12 protein-coding genes and 1 rRNA gene are annotated in these 16998 nt (G+C 43.7%); 6 read left to right on the top strand and 7 right to left on the bottom strand.

Annotated features, from left to right (window positions below; translation table 11 throughout):
- The 5 genes from H6G32_RS25310 to H6G32_RS25290 all read left to right on the top strand — a co-directional run.
- Positions 1 to 475: zinc ribbon domain-containing protein (locus H6G32_RS25310; protein WP_190453510.1), on the top strand; the 475-nt coding region annotated here is incomplete at its 5' end.
- Between the two features lie 472 nt (positions 476 to 947).
- Positions 948 to 1805, top strand: coding sequence for an iron-containing redox enzyme family protein (locus tag H6G32_RS25305; protein ID WP_190463371.1), 858 nt, complete (start codon positions 948 to 950; stop codon positions 1803 to 1805).
- A gap of 473 nt (positions 1806 to 2278) precedes the next feature.
- Positions 2279 to 4135, top strand: coding sequence for a thiamine pyrophosphate-dependent enzyme (locus tag H6G32_RS25300; protein ID WP_190463369.1), 1857 nt, complete (start codon positions 2279 to 2281; stop codon positions 4133 to 4135).
- Between the two features lie 110 nt (positions 4136 to 4245).
- Entirely contained in the window at positions 4246 to 5217 is a 972-nt protein-coding gene (scyC, locus tag H6G32_RS25295; protein ID WP_190463367.1) for a scytonemin biosynthesis cyclase/decarboxylase ScyC, read from the top strand.
- Between the two features lie 23 nt (positions 5218 to 5240).
- On the top strand, positions 5241 to 6725 hold the full coding sequence (locus H6G32_RS25290; RefSeq protein WP_190463365.1) for a carotenoid oxygenase family protein: 1485 nt from the start codon (positions 5241 to 5243) through the stop codon (positions 6723 to 6725).
- On the opposite strand, the gene H6G32_RS25285 is transcribed toward H6G32_RS25290, so the two are convergent.
- From H6G32_RS25285 to H6G32_RS25260, 6 genes are all read right to left on the bottom strand, one after another.
- Positions 6706 to 8085, bottom strand: coding sequence for a hypothetical protein (locus tag H6G32_RS25285; protein ID WP_190463363.1), 1380 nt, complete (start codon positions 8083 to 8085; stop codon positions 6706 to 6708). The two genes, H6G32_RS25290 and H6G32_RS25285, sit on opposite strands and share 20 nt — an antisense overlap.
- Before the next feature lie 12 nt (positions 8086 to 8097).
- Positions 8098 to 8766, bottom strand: coding sequence for an FHA domain-containing protein (locus H6G32_RS25280; RefSeq protein WP_190463361.1), 669 nt, complete (start codon positions 8764 to 8766; stop codon positions 8098 to 8100).
- A 167-nt stretch (positions 8767 to 8933) separates the two neighbouring features.
- Complete coding sequence (locus tag H6G32_RS25275) at positions 8934 to 10211, bottom strand: vWA domain-containing protein (RefSeq protein ID WP_190463359.1); 1278 nt, start codon at positions 10209 to 10211, stop codon at positions 8934 to 8936.
- A 223-nt stretch (positions 10212 to 10434) separates the two neighbouring features.
- A complete protein-coding gene (locus tag H6G32_RS25270) occupies positions 10435 to 11430 on the bottom strand; it encodes a PP2C family serine/threonine-protein phosphatase (protein WP_190463357.1) in 996 nt (331 codons plus the stop codon).
- Between the two features lie 38 nt (positions 11431 to 11468).
- Positions 11469 to 13676 carry a serine/threonine-protein kinase gene (locus tag H6G32_RS25265; RefSeq protein WP_242046725.1) on the bottom strand — a complete coding sequence of 736 codons (2208 nt, stop codon included), beginning with the start codon at positions 13674 to 13676 and terminating at the stop codon, positions 11469 to 11471.
- A 30-nt stretch (positions 13677 to 13706) separates the two neighbouring features.
- Positions 13707 to 14912: a hypothetical protein gene (locus H6G32_RS25260; protein WP_190463354.1), complete on the bottom strand. Its 1206-nt coding sequence runs from the start codon at positions 14910 to 14912 to the stop codon at positions 13707 to 13709.
- A 628-nt stretch (positions 14913 to 15540) separates the two neighbouring features.
- Here H6G32_RS25260 and H6G32_RS25255 point away from each other — a divergent pair.
- On the top strand, positions 15541 to 16764 hold the full coding sequence (locus H6G32_RS25255; RefSeq protein WP_190463350.1) for a family 10 glycosylhydrolase: 1224 nt from the start codon (positions 15541 to 15543) through the stop codon (positions 16762 to 16764).
- A gap of 100 nt (positions 16765 to 16864) precedes the next feature.
- On the opposite strand, the gene rrf is transcribed toward H6G32_RS25255, so the two are convergent.
- Positions 16865 to 16982: ribosomal RNA gene (gene rrf, locus H6G32_RS25250) — 5S ribosomal RNA — on the bottom strand.
- Positions 16983 to 16998 lie beyond the last annotated feature (16 nt).

The raw sequence follows: 16998 nt of genomic DNA, 5'->3' as shown, positions 1-16998 counted from the left end.
ACATCAAATTGGTGTAGTGGTATTTGGGTGGAATCAGGGACAAAGACAAGAAGCGCAGTTAGGTAGAACAACGCAATCATTTGTGCAGATACCAACCGCCAAACTCAAAAAACGAGTTAAACAGTTATGCGAGTACCACGGCATCAAATTTGTAGAAACTGAAGAATCCTATACCAGTAAAACTAGTTTTTTAGATGGTGATTTTCTACCTACTTTCGGCGCAAAACCTGAAGGGTGGAAACCAAGTGGAAAACGAGTAAAACGCGGTATGTTCCGCACAGGAAAAGGACTATTTATTAACGCTGATTTAAATGGTGCAGCGAATATACTTCGCAAGGTAGAGACACAATTAGGACTCGTCCTAGTCAAGGTCTGTAGGCAAGTTTTGACCCTTGCTACCAGATTTCGTATCTGGGAAACCAAAACTAAAAAGCGAAGTGGTACGGCTTCAGCCTACCACGTAGTATCAGTTTAGAATCCCCGTGTCTTTAGACCGGGGAGAGGTCAAAAAATCTTATGTCGAAGTGCTAGTGCAACTACCTGACAACTTTGCACATCTTAACCCAAGTTAATACCGATGGTACAATTATTGCTTGCGTTTCCTGCTTGCTATGGTTAAAATTTATATAAGTCCATATAAACTTCATAAAAAAAACAAAAAGCACAAGCAAGGTCAAAAATCGATTAACTGCTCACCCATGCAAGCTGGATAGTTCAAGGCTACGACCAAATAAACTTAGGTGCAGCATTGGGAATTTCCCTGGGGGAATATTCCCTAAACTCTGGCTGTGCTGATTAGTTGCTATTTTACAATCTTGGTTAATTTCGGGAAACAGGGAAATTTTAGGCGCATATCAAGACCCCTTGGGACTGTTTTACCGATTTTTTTATATTAAGCCATGACCTAGCTTCTCGTTAGGTCATGGTACTTCACAGGAAACAAAACCATGAGTATACAAGAAATGAATGTAACAAAATTGGAATTGCTAGATGTTTCCCATGAAATAATCTCAATAGATGAAGAAACGGCAAATAGATTAGCCTTACAAAGCAAAAATATCAATAAAATTTCCTTGGATATACTGGTTAACCAAAAAGCCAGGCTAAATGAGGCCGAAAAAAGCCAAGCTACTCCCATAGCTCAGAAAGTTATCATTTATATGATGCTAAAAATGCAAGAAATAAATGAACTACTTTCTGAAAGAAAAGAACAAGGTAAAATCACCTGCAAAACCTACATTCGTTATTTAATTCAAGCTTGGTACTGTAGTAGCCATACCCCTGAGCTTCAAGGTAAATTTCATCAGCGCATAGCCGAATATACCCAATATTTTAATGAGGATAAGTTGAAGCGAGGAAGCAAATTTATCCGGATGATGGAGTCTGAAGCTGATGAAGAAATAGGGCATGAAATCTTGGCTCTACGAGACTTAGAAGCACTAGGTGTTCAGCAATTTAATATCATCAACGATGTTTTTGATGAGTCCAAAAAGTTAATTAATACACAGTCAAGCCTGCTAAATCAAAGCAATTTTATTGGCTTTTTAGGATATTCATCCTATATGGAGTTTTTGTTCGCTAAATATATTGATTATCAGCTAAAGCTTTTAAGTGAACAAGGAATTCCTAGAGAAGCACAAACTTTTTTATATAATCACTTTGTTATAGATTTAAGTCATGCTGGACATGACATTGAGCTACTTAACTTTTTCGTTGATAGTGATGAAATTGTGACTGTAATCAATGAAAATATTGATGTTGTTCACTCGTTGTATAAGGGCATTTTAGCCAGAGCTTTTAATTAATCATAGGTTCACAAAAAAAAATGACAAACGCAGTCAAGATGCTGAATACTGAACCCGTCCATTTTTTTTAATAAGCCCGATCTCTCTATGAGTTTCGCTGCCAAAGAAACACATTATGATAACCTGATTGACCGTTCATCAAGGTTTACAGGAAAATATGCTTCTTTGATGTATTGCTTGCAGTAGCAGAACTGCAAATTAAAGGCTCACATCGGCTAGCAATCTCACAGAATTAAAAAGCGTACGACACTCGCTTGGGGCAACAAGGTGTAAATTATCGGCACTTAACATAAATTCTCAAACATTATCGTTTTGGAGAATTATTTCCTGCTGTTTTGAAAATGCCCAGACATGAGAATTAATCTGCTAACTATGAGCGAGCGATTGATTTACCTGTGCAGATGGGTACTCATTCTTTAAATACGACATAGCTGGTTTTGTATGTTTTCAATTACTAGTTTGTACTAATAGCCATGAATGAAAATAGCACTTCATCAAACTTTCTTGTGCAGCCCCAATTGGGCGATACATCTACAGTAGAGTTGGCAGAATCGAGACTAAAGGATGCTAATCTCAACGGTTATCACCCAAGCCATCAAAAGAATACAAACATCCAGGCATCCCCATCCGTCACAGTCTCAGAGGCAATTGTCAAGATGCTGGAAGATTTTGGAGTCAAATACGCTTTTGGTGTTGCTGGTGGTGCAATGGCAAAGCTTTGGGGTTCACTGTCAAACAGCCAGATCCAAGTTCTTCACTTTCGCCACGAAGCGGGAGCAGCCTTTGCAGCGGTTGAAGCATCTTTAGCTAGCGATCGCCCCGTCGTAGTTTTCACAACAGCCGGGCCAGGTATTACTAACGCCTTAACTGGGATTTTGGCAGCCCGTGGTGAGGGAGCAAAGGTGATTCTGCTATCCGCTTCTACTTCAGCATCACAGCGGGGACGGTACGCTATCCAAGAAACTAACGAGCAGACAATACCAGGTGGGGAAATTTTGACCTCAGGAGGGCTGTTCGATTATGCAGCTACTCTTGCGTGCGCTGAACAACTTCCACAAGCTGCTCGCAAAATGGCCCTTGGCTTAACAAAACTCAACGGCTTCGTTGCCCATTTAAGTATTCCCACGGATTTACAGTCGAATTTGGTTCAGGGATTTTTACCTAAACTAGATTTATCTTTGGATCTGACCATCCCTAGCAAAGAAACAATTGCCAAATGCATACATCTGCTAACTGAAGGTACTTTTGCTATATGGGTTGGTTTTGGTGCGAGATTTGCTGCCGAAGAAATCCGCCAGCTTGCTGAAAGAACGGGAGCCGCAGTCATGTGTTCGCCCCGTGGTAAGGGGATCTTTCCTGAAGAACACCCTCAGTTTGTGGGCGTTACAGGCTTGGGGGGTCATGCTTCGGTATTTACATATATGCGGGAGCAATCTCCTTTACGCATATTAGTGTTGGGAACCCGCCTAGGGGAACCCACTTCTTTCTGGAGTAGCCAAATGATTCCCCTGGCAGGATTTGTTCACGTTGATATCAATCTAGATGCCCTAGGGGTTGCTTATCCATCCGTGCCAACTTTTCCTGTCCTATCTGATGTAAAAACTTTTGTCAAGTCAATGCTGCAATATTTTCCAGAGACTTCTGTGGAGTCAAAAGTAATAGCACTGCCTAATCCTGAACATCCAACAATTCAAAAGAGCAAAAGTGAACTAGTAAACCCGGAAGTCTTGATGCAGGAGATTCAGCAAGTATGTGTTGATCACAGCGATGCGATTGTGATGGCGGAATCGGGTAATTCCTTTACTTGGGCAACCCACCTGCTGCGATTTGCCCAACCCAATCGTTATCGAGTCAGTACTGGAGTTGGCGCCATGGGTCATGCAGTTACGGGCATTCTTGGTGCTGCTAAAGCCCGGAATGGAAAAGCGATCGCTATTGTTGGCGATGGTGCAATGTTGATGAACAATGAAATCAACACTGCGGTGAAATATCAGATACCTGCCGTTTGGATTGTCCTCAATGATGCATGTTACAACATGTGTGTTCAAGGAATGGCAATGCTAGGGCTTGAGGGCGCGGATGCAGCCATACCCCAAGTAGATTTTGTGATGATTGCTCGTGCCATGGGAGCTGATGGCATTCGCGTGGAAAGGGAATCTGATATTCGGATGGCCTTAGAACAAGCTCTGGCAGCATCTACCCCCTTCGTGGTCGATGTGATTATAGACTCGACTCGGCAAGCACCATCTCGCGGGCGCAATCAAGCTTTACTTGCCCAAAGAGTGGCAACTAGTCCTAACAAACACTTTTCATTTCCCTTGCTACAGTAACTATTTTTTATCTTCTGGTATAGCTAGATTACCACCCTCGAAGTCTTGCAGAAGTCAGGGCAATGTGTCACTAATGTAGTCGAATTATCAGGATTAAAAGATATTAACCCATGGAAAACAATACCTTTGTCACATCCGCTTATATTGCAACTTCACCAGAGACGGCTTTTAACTACCTGAGCCGATTAGAAACTCTAGATGAGTGGACAATCAACTGCCGGATGTTAGAGAAAATAGATGATGATACTTGGATAGGAACTTGTGCTGGCTATCAGAGTAATCTCTATTATCATCTTAAGAAAATAGAGAATCCTCTCTTTTTGGGCATCGAGTGGTACTGTGGATTTGCTCCCGATGACTACTTCCACTGGTATCCCGTGCTGCTTTTTCCTCCAAACTATTTGGAACCTGAATCAAGTGAAAAGGGAGTTTACTTCCATTGGATTAGCTTTATAGATCCAATTCGGCGGACTCCTATGATTATGCAAGGAATTAAAACAGTACATCTTTGCGAAAGTCGCTCTCTCAAAGCCATTTTAGAGCGCCAAGAGGGTCTGACTGAAGCTGCTAAGGGACACTATCTAATTGATAGTGATACAATTTATGTTGATGCTCCCATCGAATTAGCGGTTGAATATTTGCAAGACTTGCGTAATATTGGGAACTGGTCACATCTACTGCGGTCGAGTGGTGAAATTTCTCGCCAATCAGGTGAGTTCTTAGATGAATATAACCAAAGGGTAAAAATCACATTCCGAACTCATAGTCTCAACAATTATTACCTAATTGAACAGGATTACTTCTATCCTGATTACCAATTTATTCAGCGCTGCCCGATTTTACTTATTCCCTGCTCATGCGCTTTCAACGATCCATCTGCCCCTGGGTTTATCTTGCACCGAATCGCTTTCTGGAAGGCAGACGAAGCTCCTCGCCACGGTAAGCTGCAAATAGAAGATTACGGATCTGAAAATATGAACATTAAACGGTTGCTGGAAGCTAAAGCTGGCAATCTGGAAACCTTTGCTCGCGGCATGAGCTATATTCCACCAGTTGCTTTTGATAGTCAAGAGAAAAAGTAATTTATTAAAGGTGCGTTTAGTCTATGGTGATAGTAGCAGTAAATCCTTACTTAGAGAACAACTTTGCTCCAGTAGAGTTGGAAATTACAGCGGATGACCTCCAAGTAATTGGGGAAATACCTCTTGACCTCAATGGGATGTTAATTCGTAATGGTCCTAATCCCCTGTTTCCATCCAAACCTTGGTATCACTGGTTCGATGGGCACGGTATGTTACACGGTGTCCAGATTAGCAATGGCAAAGCTAGCTATCGTAACCGATATATACAAACAAAGGGTTGGAAAAGTGAAAAAGATGCTGGACGTGCTATTTGGCCAGGTATTTTAGAACCACCTAAGCAAGATCAGAATTTTCTTCCTCCGGCTAACACTGCTAATACAGCCATTGTATGGCACGCTAGTCGCTTGTTAGCTCTTTGGGAAGGGGGAGAACCTTACCAAATTGAATTGCCTGAACTAAAAACAGTTGGTTCTCATACTTTTGGGGGTGAGTTGAAAAGTGCTTTCACTGCCCATCCTAAAATCGACTTTGCCACTGGCGAAATGATGTTTTTTGGCTACTCCTGGCTAAATTTACCTCACCTGCAATATACCGTTGTTTCACCTCAAGGGAAGCTATTACGGACAGTGCCAATTGACTTACCCGTGGGGGTGATGATGCACGATTTTGCCATCACCGCACACTATACAATATTTATGAATCTGCCCCTGACATTCAGTGTTGAGCGCATACAACAGGGAAAACCACCTTTACTCTTTGAAAAAGACATTCCTAGTCGTTTCGGTATTCTGCCACGGCACGGAGATAATAGCAGCATCCGCTGGTTTGAAGCGCCGTCCTGTTATGTTGCTCATACACTCAATGCATATGAGGAAGGAGATGAAGTAGTACTTATTGCCTGTCGAATGCCAAGTACCACTATGCTTGGTCTTACAGGATTACCACAAAATAGTCAAAGTGATATTTCCTTTTTATATAAGTGGCGGTTTAATCTGAAAACAGGTGGGGTGATTGAAGAAGCTTTAGATGATATTCCCTCAGAATTCCCCCGTGTGAACGAACAACACTTGGGGCATCAGACTAGATATGGCTACAGTTCACGAATGGCATCCAATTCAGTACCTCTGTTTGATGGCTTAATCAAGTATGATTTCACTAGGGTTAGCTCTCAAATTCATGAATTTGGGCAAGGGCGTTATGGGGGTGAGGGGGTGTTTGTACCTCGACCAGGTGCAGTTGATGAGGATGACGGTTGGTTGCTGACCTTTGTCTACGACGAAGGGGCAAAAATTTCTGAACTGGTTGTATTAAATGCTAAAGACATCATGGCTGAACCTGCTGCTCGCATTATGATTCCCCAACGAGTCCCTTACGGGTTCCACGGTACTTGGATTGAGCAGACAAATCTTGGAGCTATTTCTGATGAAGGCATAACAGACTGCGATGTTGCTGCTGCAATGGTCGTAGAACGAAGATGTCTGGAGGATGTCACCCAGAGTACTCTTTAAGACGCGGTAGCAGCCCAAATAGACTCAAGAGAGCGATCGCACTTAGAGCGACTGGGGTGATCATCTCAAAATTATCTACATCTCGGAAGCCTTGCTTAATAGCCTTGTCGAAAGCTGCCTGATTGATGTCGAAAGCCTTTTGATTAGCCTTTTTGAATTCATCAAAGGCCCAGTTTGACTGTCCTGGCTTCATACCTAAGCATAATGCGATCGCTTCTTGATGCTTGCCACTGCGCTCTAACTGGCGGATTTCCTCGTCAATAGCCACATATTTGCCCAAAGTCAACAAGTTCTCTACCATAGCTTTTTGCTCACCAGCAAAGGTGACATTGTTCAGTTGCACAGATAGATAACCTTTGAACCCATCTACATTTTTACCTTGGGTGCTATAAGCTGCGGCAATTGTCTCAAAAGTTTGTCCATTGGGCAGTTGAGCAATTTGGGCGATATTTTTAATAAAAGCCTGTTCGTGGTTTTTAGCAAAAGCCGAGTCTAGCAAATAGCGGCTTTCAGCCGTATTAGCAATATAAACAGCGGCTCTGGCTTGGCGCAATGAATGCATAGAAGTGAAAGCATCCTCCTTGGCAACCCGCAAATTTTGGGAAGCCGAGAGAAACGCCCCCCCTGTGTAATATAAAAAGATAACTGCGATCGCACTTGCCCCCAACAACCCCGGATTAAATGTGCGGCGCATCCGCAGACTGAGAAATATTTGCAACCCCACCAAAACGTTAATTAATGCCACACCAGAAACAAAAATCAAAATTAGGGATGTACTAGCAGCCAACTTTTGCTCGGTGTAGGTATCCTCTAAAGCTTGCAGGTTGATGTTGTCCAGTTCGTCAGATGCCGGCAACAACGTCTTATCCATAATTTCCCCAGCTGCTCGGTAAGCAAATAGCATAGAACTAGTCTCGCCCCTGCCGTGTAAGTCCCGCGCCTGCTGGATTTTGGCTATATAGTCCCCTAGCCCCAGTTGTATAGTCTGAATCGGTTTTCGCTCTTTATCCCCATAGGTGATCTTCTCAGCAGCAGCCACCAGCCTTTCAGCCGCTCTCTCGTATCTCTCTCGATAACCCTTAGCGGCTTCTTGGTTCTGTCCTGGGGGAACTAGTAGTTCATTAGCGGCATTGGCATCCATACCTGTAAGGGCATCTTTGAGGCGTTGAGCAGTAACGATGCTCGGTGTTGAATCATTCCCAACTATTTTGATGGACTGCCTCTGCCTTTGGACTCCACTGATTGTCACAACTAGCAATAATAAACTTGCTGCCCAGGTGAGGTATAACCCACCCTTAAGCAGTCGCGGGGTTGTGAGTTTGCTAACTGCCTGACTTGAGACGGTGATTATCTGACTCATATTTTTGCTACTTTACGATGATTGACGGATAGCTTGAACAATGATTCGAGTCCAGTGTCCTAGAGTAAATTCGTCTCCATCTTGCAGTGGTACATCCGTCATTGGCTCTAATTCCGCTCCCTTGAACTGTGTCCCGTTAGAGGAGCCAATATCCCGCAGAGTTAAGCTCCCGTCTTCCTGAAAGTTTAATAAAGCATGGCGGTGGGAAACAGCAGCATCAAAATCTAGAGCAATTTCTGGGTTAATTGCCCTGACTTGGCTATTGCGCCCAATCAGATTAGTGGGTTTATCTAGGCGAAATGCGATCGCAGGTTGATTCATTGGTGGTTCAGGGCTGTTGGGATGACGCAGAGATGGGTCTATTTTCACCACAACCTCCCAGCAAGCTAACGGGGATTTCTCCTGCTCCCCATCTGCTGGCACTCTTTGAGGGCTAATGGTAATCGGGACTTCGCCATGTACTCCACTGACGAAGTTGTAACCGCAAATCTCACAAAAGTCTCCAGTGTTAGGCTCACGGGGAGCTAGGCAAGCTGGACAGGTTTCTGGCGGTACTTTTGAAGCAATTGCATTTTTAGCTAACTCTAGTAGTTCAGGTATCCCCTGAATTTTGGCACCACACTCTGAACAAAAATCCGATTCAGTTGACTTGTGTCCTTGAGGACATCTATATGTAGACATAGTTGCTTCCAAATCAAAATTCCAAAATAATTAAATAATTTTAAATTCAGAAATTTTGAATTAATCGTTTGGATTGGAGCCATGCTTGGGAGCAACTAAATTTTTTTTGGTGATTCTTCATTTTGAATTTTGAATTTTGAATTTTGAATTCCCCCAAAGGGGGTTGACTAAGATTTAGGAATGCGAGTGGTTTTAGTAGAACGAGTTTCCAACGCCATCGCGTCTTCTTTTGCCACTTCTCGCTTGAGCCGCACTGTACCCGTTGGCGCATCCTGGATATCAACTACGGTTTTTAGCAGTTTAGCAGTTGCCTCGTTACCCGATTCATGAGCCAGTTTCACCGCTTTACCTAACTTCGCCGTCGCCATCTCAATATCACCCTGAGCACGAGCCTCTAATCCCTCCTGAATAGACTGGGCTAATTCCGCCTGTCCGGTGTAATGGGCAACCTGCCTGTCAATTTTGGTAGATTTGGCATCATCATCTGTCCAAGTTGCCAAAATACGGGCTTCGGCGATTTTGGTTTCAGTGCCGTTGAGGGTATACACTAGGCTGGCTCTACCTGCTAACATTTCATCCCCAACATTACCCGGATTCACCTCAATGCAAAAGTGGTAATCACGGGACTCTTTGACACCCCAAGCACCGGTGGGATAATCAATAACTTGAGGTTTAACGGGTTTAGCGCGGTGGGTAAGGTCTACAATATCGGGACTCACTTGTTTGCAAAACAGGATTTTTGCTCCTTGGGGTGTCCACAGACGCATAGCAACATCGCTAACATCCTTGCTCATGGCTTTTTCGAGAATCGCCCGAAAGTCTGCGGACATCATCTCTGCTTTGGGAATAATATCAGTTGTACCCAGGAGTTTGCCTGCAATTAGCTGGAGTTGGGCTACTCGCCAGTCGGTGCCCACACCCCGACAATCACATTGAAAAACCTCTTCACATTGTTGTAAAACTTTTTTCAGTTGTTGCTCATCTGAATCATCATTTTGTCCATCTGTGAGTAGTAATGCTTGACGGACTACGTTAGGCATTTTTTGAAACTGTTTCAAGGCTTCAGCTAGCCAGGTAGACATGAGGGTGCCACCATTGGCTAAAATATTTTTAACAGATGCGATCGCCTGCTGCTTTTTCTCAAATGTCGCTGGAGAAACCGGAAAAACTACATTGGCTTTAGCCGCACCAGTAACAATGAAGAAGTGGGCATCTTCCGGCAGCAAATTCACGGCTTTAACTATGGCATCTCTAGCAGCATGAATTTTGCCGCCTCCCATTGAACCAGAGGTATCACAGATAATGCCAAAAAGTCGGCTAGTACTGGAAGTTGCAGCTATTCCTTCACCAGCTTCAACGCTAACTGTCATAATGGCATGAACTTCTCTTACACCTTGGGGGAGGTATTGATTTTGAAAGACTTCGGCTTTAAATTGGTTGGACATTTAGGTTTTCTCACTTGATTAATCAGTGGCAATTGTGATAGCAGTTATATCTCTATTGGAAAGAAAAATTCATTTATTAAACTAACCGCAAAGTACGCAAAGTACGCAAAGACAAGAAATGGAAGAAGAAGAAGAAGAAGAAGAAGAAGAAGAAAGTTTGTAAATTATTTGGACTGCTATGATTATGCTTTTTGTGGTGATTATTATGTGGTAGGATTATTTGTTAATGTTCAAATTTATTTTTTAGTTCATTTTTAATCGATTTAGTTTTCTGCTTTTCAAAAAAGATAAAAACAGCAACGGTAATATTGTCATGTCCGCCGCAGTTACGGGCAAACTCGACAAGTGAGCGGGAGATGGTAATTGCATCTTTACCTGATGACTTCTGTACCAAGTTAGCCAGATGGGACGCTTCTGGGGCATAGTTCCACAGTCCATCGCTACACAGCAGTAGATATCCCGAACCAGGAATAGTAAAGTTGACAATCGAGGGAATGGCATCTTCCACTGCATCTGCCCCTAGCCAGCGGGTAATTGCGTGAGCATGAGGCGATTTACTAGCTTCTTCTGCGGTGATTTTACCCCCTGCTACCACTTCACTCAACCAGGAATCATCTGTAGTTAACTGCTGGGAGCCATTGGCAGAAATCCAATAAGCACGGCTGTCACCCAACCAGCCAATGGTAGCGGTGCCCTCTTCGACAATAGCAGTAACAATAGTAGTTGATGGTGGATCTAAATTGGCACTAGTTTTATAAGGGATATTACATACAGATGCAAAGGCAGCGGCAAAGGCTGATTTGATTGCTGACTCTGGTTTGTTACCTGAATAGGCAGTAGCTACCGACTGACAGGCACTTGAAGCAGCTGTTTGGGCTGCTAAGTCTGGTTGATCGGAACTAGAAACGCCATCGCAAACTACGAGAATATATGCCTGAGTACCATTTACCTGTTGTAAAGCTAGGTAATCTTCGTTACGTCGGTGTCTGAGTCCGCGATCGCTAACACCTGCCAAATGGGAGTTAATTGTTATTTCTAGGCGTTCACTTTCTACAGAAACTCGGCGAAACCCACATTGAGAACAATATCCCTCTGCATCAATCGCCTCAATTCCTGCACCGCATTTTTCACAAGCTAAAGATGTCAGGGATGCCCCGCATTCTTCACAAAATTTGTCGTCTACTACAACCGCAGCACCGCAGTTTGAACATTGCATCATAAATTATTGGTAATTGGTCATTTATGAATTTTGAATTTTTAAACCAGGGTTCTGGGACGTACTCGATTTGCTTCATCAACTAAGCGGATTTTCTCATTTCCACTTGTTAGGTGTGCCATATCGCGCAAAGTTTTTTCTAAGCCGCACCTCAGAGGCTTTTCTTCAAATGGCTGTCCGAAAATCTTCAAATCTGCGGCAGCTTTGATGGTGCCAGAAGTCAACAAGTTAAGGGCAGTTTCCAAAACTTGTTTAGCCAGTCGATAGCGGTCAATACCTTCTAAGGTAAGGGTTTCAACTGCTACTGAAGCTGCTTTGATCTCTTGGGTTCCTGGCATCGTGCGATTGCTATTAATTAAACTCCGGGCAATTTCTACACGCGATCGCGTAAACAAATTAGAAGTCTGGGGTATCCTTTCCAAGGCTGTCACCGCACCTTCCCTATCGCCCATAGCGCAAAGACAACGCCCTAACCCAAAGGACGCCGATACATGATTAGGATCGGTGCGCGATACTAGATCATACATCTTCATTGCTAGTTGGTAATTTTGGGACTGTTCTGCCGCTAGTCCCAAGGCTAGTTTAGGTGCTACCTCTCCCGGTAAGTCAAAATAAGCCTGATCGATTGTTTGCTGTGCCTCATGGGGTTTACACTGTGCCATTAGCGATCGCCCCCGATACCAAAAAATTCGCCAGTCCCAAGGGTCTTTAGCCTCGACTTTGGCGATCGCTTGTTCTGCTTCATCGTATTCACCGACTTCAATCAGGCTATTTGCCAAACGCAACCATGCTTCCTTGGATGTAGGATATTGCTGGACAACAACCTCTAAACTCACAGCTCGTTTTACTGGATCAGCGATCGCACTGGCATTCAGTACGGCATTAAAGCCAAGATCGCTAGAGTCTAACAACGGTATAGGCAATTGCCGATAGTCGGCCGTAATTGGTTCAAAATCTCCACTGTTAATCAAAGCCAGCATATCGCCACCAAACAAGTTACTGGCATAAGGACGGGGAATATTCGTGGCGATCGCCACTACTTCCCGCAGTACACCCAATAACTGATCAGCCATTTCATCCGCTGACTGAAACCGATCATCAGCATTTTCAGCGGTGGCTTTGATTAAAAACCGATAAAGTGATTCTTGTTCAGCAAATAGGGGTTCTTCTTGGGGACTGGGTAATTTGTAAAGGTGTTCTTTGCTAAAACCCTTAATTTCCGTCAGCAACACCGCCAAAGTTCGACCAAGAGTATATAGATCAGAAACGATTGTTGGCCCTTCCCCGGCTTCGGGGGCGCTATAGCCTACAGTACCGTAGATATCACCATCGGGATCATCCAGACGGCGGACACCACCTAAATCAATTAATTTAACATCGCCGCCCTCAACCATAATGTTATCTGGCTTAAAGTCGCAGTATACCAACCCCAAGGAATGCAAATAAGCAAAGGCGCTGAGAATGCGGTGAATATAAGCGATCGCTTCTGCCACTGGTAAGGGGCCCCGACTCTTACGAATTTCCTTCAGGGTTTGACCCCCGACATACTCCATCACAATAAAACCCTCGTTATTGTGGTTAACAAAGTTGTAGATACCCACGATATTCGAGTGTTTCACCGCTGCCAAAAATTGCCTTTCTGCCACGGCTACGGCTGCACTAGAGGCATCTTCTGTATTCAGCAATCCTTTCAAGACAACGTAGCGAGACAGAGTTTGATCAAAGCCCAAGTAAATCCAACCTAAACCACCATATGCGATCGCCCCTTTAACTTCATATTGCCCCACAACTAAATCACCGGGTTTGAGGCTAGGAATAAAGGAAAACTTCTGTCCGCACTTGCTGCAAAATCCTTTTTCCCGTCGCAGTGGGTTATTGCAATTACCGCAGAAACGTTTATTCTCTGGTACTTTCGGGTCGGGAATGATGGCTTTTTCTGGCTCAGTTGAAGGCAGTTCTGGTACAGAAATTAATCCCGCCCCCAACTGTCTGCGGCTACTGCGGGCAGAGGTGCTACTGGTACGCCGCGAACCCTTAGAACGGTTAGTTAGGGGCGAAGAACCCGTATTTGTGGTAATCGGTGAACTTCTAGCCGTGATAGTTGCGCTTTGCTTTTGGCTAACCACTGGAGTTTTCACCGTTGCTAGTCCGCAGACGTTGCAATAGTCATCTTCAATAATACCAGTGCATCCATTTCTTGAGCAGCGTAAGCCTTCCATATTGGGGATTGGGGATTGGGGATTGGGCAATATTCTTGACTAATGACTAATGACTAATGACTAATGACTATTTAATCGCTTTTCATATTGAGAAACTAATTCAGCCGCTTTATTTAACGGAGTCGGGCGTATATATAGCAGTTGCTTTGCTTGTTGTGCCAATTCGGCTAGGGTAGCATCTTCAACCAATCCTTGGGCCAGCGCCTTGGCTTTAAGGGCGTCAAGGCGTCCGCGTAACTCCTGACGAGTTTGCAAAAGATTGTTATGGGCTGTATCTGTGTGTTGTGCTGATGCTGTGTACTCTCTGGCTTTGAGCAGCCAATTGTCTAAACCAACCATAACAGGATTGACTAAACCCTCCGCTAATTTAGTTTCTAACCTTGTCAGCCATTGACTAAGGGCATCTATTTGTGCTTGGGGCAATGGCGTTGGCATTATTGAGTGATCCACAATTTTTTCTTGGCTTTCCGCAAAAGCAGCCACAGATTTTGAGTGGAGTTTTTCTAATTGCTTTAATGTTGCTTGTGCGATCGCTAATTTCTCCCGTACCTGAGGAAGCTGTTTAGCTGCTAGCGCCAAAGCTGATTCCACCTGTGCCAGCATTGGCTCGATCTGCTGTTGAAAGTCCTCACTCACCCCCAAAGGATCTTGTTCTATGCGTTCTTGGAGAGATGCTATCGCCCCACGAGCCAGAAGTATTTCACTTAGGGAACTTTGTCCCAAGGATGCACCTAATTTTTCTAGTGATTGGATTTGATTGACTGCATCTGCAAGCATACCATCCAGATTTGTCCAAGCAGCATCAACGGCGAGAACCGCATCCCTAGCTACAGAGAAAGCATGATTCATTATTAGGAGTAACTGTGCTGGAGCGATCTTATTCACCGAATGGGTTACAGTTAATAACTCTCTTTGTGCTAAAGGTGTTTGCACAGTAGGTAACTGAATAGATGCTTCTGTGAGTAGTTCTTTAATTTCATCAATTTTCTGCTCTGACACCAAAAAACGTGGCAGTTGCTGTCGTAGATTCCTAGCCTGATCTACTGTCTGCACCAATAAGTCGAAGTATTGAAATAAGTCGTTCATCGCTGACAGTGCTGGACTCACCCGAATCGCCGTAATTCCCGTCAACTGCACTCCGGGAAAACCAGGACTACCACAAAGGCGCTGATATGTTGGCAGTTCCTGAAGATCCAAGAGATTCTGACTAGCAATTTTGATTTTATTTTTCCAGTCAGCTAAAAGTTGATCAATTTCATTTGTCACAACGATCACTCCTGTACAAAAGATGCTGTCCCCTACATTGGCAAGCAGCGTCTAGCAACCAGGCAATTATATTTGTATCTATTTACAATGAGTACTTCACTGAGTACAATACAATTCCTATCGTTATCAGCTAAAATTATAGCTTGTAGTAAGCACTAAAGTGCTTTCAGGTTGAGTAATAACCTAAATTAATGTACGAGTAGCATAAGTTATAAAAATAATATTTCCCAAGTTTTAGAGAAATTATTGCTTATTTGCTGAATTGACCACATACTAAAGATTTTAATAGCATATCTTCTGGCAAGATATAAAAGGTGAATAATAACTTAATCCTTGTATTCTATCTCTCAACGCAGTTGTCGTAAAGACTCATTCTACCAATTGCAAATTACTATATTAACTAGACGGCAATTCCCAGTCTCAAAAACAGCAATTCTGCCACCTCAACTGATTGAACTTCAATTTTATTTCAATACTCAGGTATCTCCTGTGATTTAACTCACAAGCTATTTAACGAAATTATTTTCTAAGCACAAATACTTATTGACTATATAGTATATGGTAAGTGGAGTCCATAACAAAAAATATGCAATAGCGTACCTGGATAGCGATCGCATTATTCAACCGTATGAAATTACAACTCATATCTCAAAATTGGTGGCATAGACACACAGTGGCTTGTCGTCAGATATCGCTGAAGCATCTCCTCCCACTTCTTTTCCTAATATCATTCACTACGATCTTGCTGGTGGACAGCTTCAACCCTGCGCTCGCCCAGCTACCCCGCCAGGAGATTCGCGGCGTTTGGATGACCAACAATGATTTTGACACCCTCAAGCATCGCGCCAAAGTGCAGGAGGCCGTGAGCCAACTGCGTCGGCTGAACTTCAATACAATCTATCCTGTAGTCTGGAATTCTGGCTATGTGATGTATCCCAGTGCCGTGGCAAAAAGTATAGGTATTCAACCTTTTGTTTTACGAGGCTCAGATGGACATGATATTCTCGCAGACCTCATTGACAAAGCCCATAGCCAAAGCCTACTCGTAATACCCTGGTTTGAGTTTGGTTTCATGGCTCCTCCAACATCAGAACTCGCATTGAATCAACCGGATTGGTTCACACAAAAACAGGATGGTAGCCAAACGTCGATCAGCGCTGCTGGTGAGGTCATGTGGCTCAATCCCTTCCATCCAGAAGTGCAGCAATTTATCACCAATCTCGTGCTGGAAATCGTCACCCAATATGATGCTGATGGCATTCAGTTTGACGATCATACAAGTTTGCCCCACGAATTTGGCTACGATAAATACACAGTTGCTTTATACACTCAGGAAACCAAGAACAAGCCCCCAACTAATCCCCAAGATTTGGAATGGGTGCGTTGGCGGGCAGATAAAATCACAGCATTTATGGTACAACTTAACCAAGCAGTAAAGGCAATAAAACCCCAGGCAATTTTCTCCGTTTCCCCTAATTACTACGACTTTGCTTACAAGTTTCAACTGCAAGATTGGCTCACCTGGATACGGCAAAATATTGTGGACGAGCTAATTGTTCAAGTTTATCGTCCTAATCTGCAAAGTTTTATCGCCAATATTTCCCGTCCAGAAATGCAAGAAGCACAGCAGATAATTCCCACTGGAGTCGGTATCATGACAGGGTTAAGGAATAAACCAGTTACCATGCCACAAATTAAGTCCCAGGTGCAGGCTGCCCAAGAACGTGGATTGGGCGTAGCCTTCTTCTATTACGAAAGCCTCTGGAACTATGCCCCAGAAACCTTAACTGATAGGCAGTCTGGATTCCAAACCCTCTTCCCCAACACCGTGCTTCGCGCCAGAACGGAATAATCTTTTGGTATAGCGGTTTGGCAGTGGCGATAGTTTGAGAAGAGGAGAAAAACAAAAAACCCCTCTAAGTTGAATTAGAGAGGTTTTTTGCCGATAAATAACCTGGCATCGAGCTATTTTTGCGTTTGGCTACCCAAAAACTATCGTCGCCGCAGTAGCGTTTCACAACTGAGTTCGGGAAGGGGTCAGTGTGGTTCCACTACGCAATAGACACCAGGAAAGAATTCAAAATTA

It is taken from the genome of Cylindrospermum sp. FACHB-282 (assembly GCF_014697195.1).
GTDB lineage: Bacteria > Cyanobacteriota > Cyanobacteriia > Cyanobacteriales > Nostocaceae > Cylindrospermum.
This window is presented reverse-complemented; position numbering and strand designations above follow the sequence as displayed.

Excerpts from the sequence above, each read along its gene's own strand:
- H6G32_RS25305 (WP_190463371.1), top strand. The coding sequence starts at position 948 with ATGAGTATACAAGAAATGAATGTAACAAAATTGGAATTGCTAGATGTT.
- H6G32_RS25255 (WP_190463350.1), top strand. The coding sequence starts at position 15,541 with ATGAAATTACAACTCATATCTCAAAATTGGTGGCATAGACACACAGTG.
- scyC (WP_190463367.1), top strand. The coding sequence starts at position 4,246 with ATGGAAAACAATACCTTTGTCACATCCGCTTATATTGCAACTTCACCA.
- H6G32_RS25275 (WP_190463359.1), bottom strand. The coding sequence starts at position 10,211 with ATGTCCAACCAATTTAAAGCCGAAGTCTTTCAAAATCAATACCTCCCC.
- H6G32_RS25285 (WP_190463363.1), bottom strand. The coding sequence starts at position 8,085 with ATGAGTCAGATAATCACCGTCTCAAGTCAGGCAGTTAGCAAACTCACA.
- H6G32_RS25290 (WP_190463365.1), top strand. The coding sequence starts at position 5,241 with ATGGTGATAGTAGCAGTAAATCCTTACTTAGAGAACAACTTTGCTCCA.
- H6G32_RS25280 (WP_190463361.1), bottom strand. The coding sequence starts at position 8,766 with ATGTCTACATATAGATGTCCTCAAGGACACAAGTCAACTGAATCGGAT.
- H6G32_RS25270 (WP_190463357.1), bottom strand. The coding sequence starts at position 11,430 with ATGATGCAATGTTCAAACTGCGGTGCTGCGGTTGTAGTAGACGACAAA.
- H6G32_RS25300 (WP_190463369.1), top strand. The coding sequence starts at position 2,279 with ATGAATGAAAATAGCACTTCATCAAACTTTCTTGTGCAGCCCCAATTG.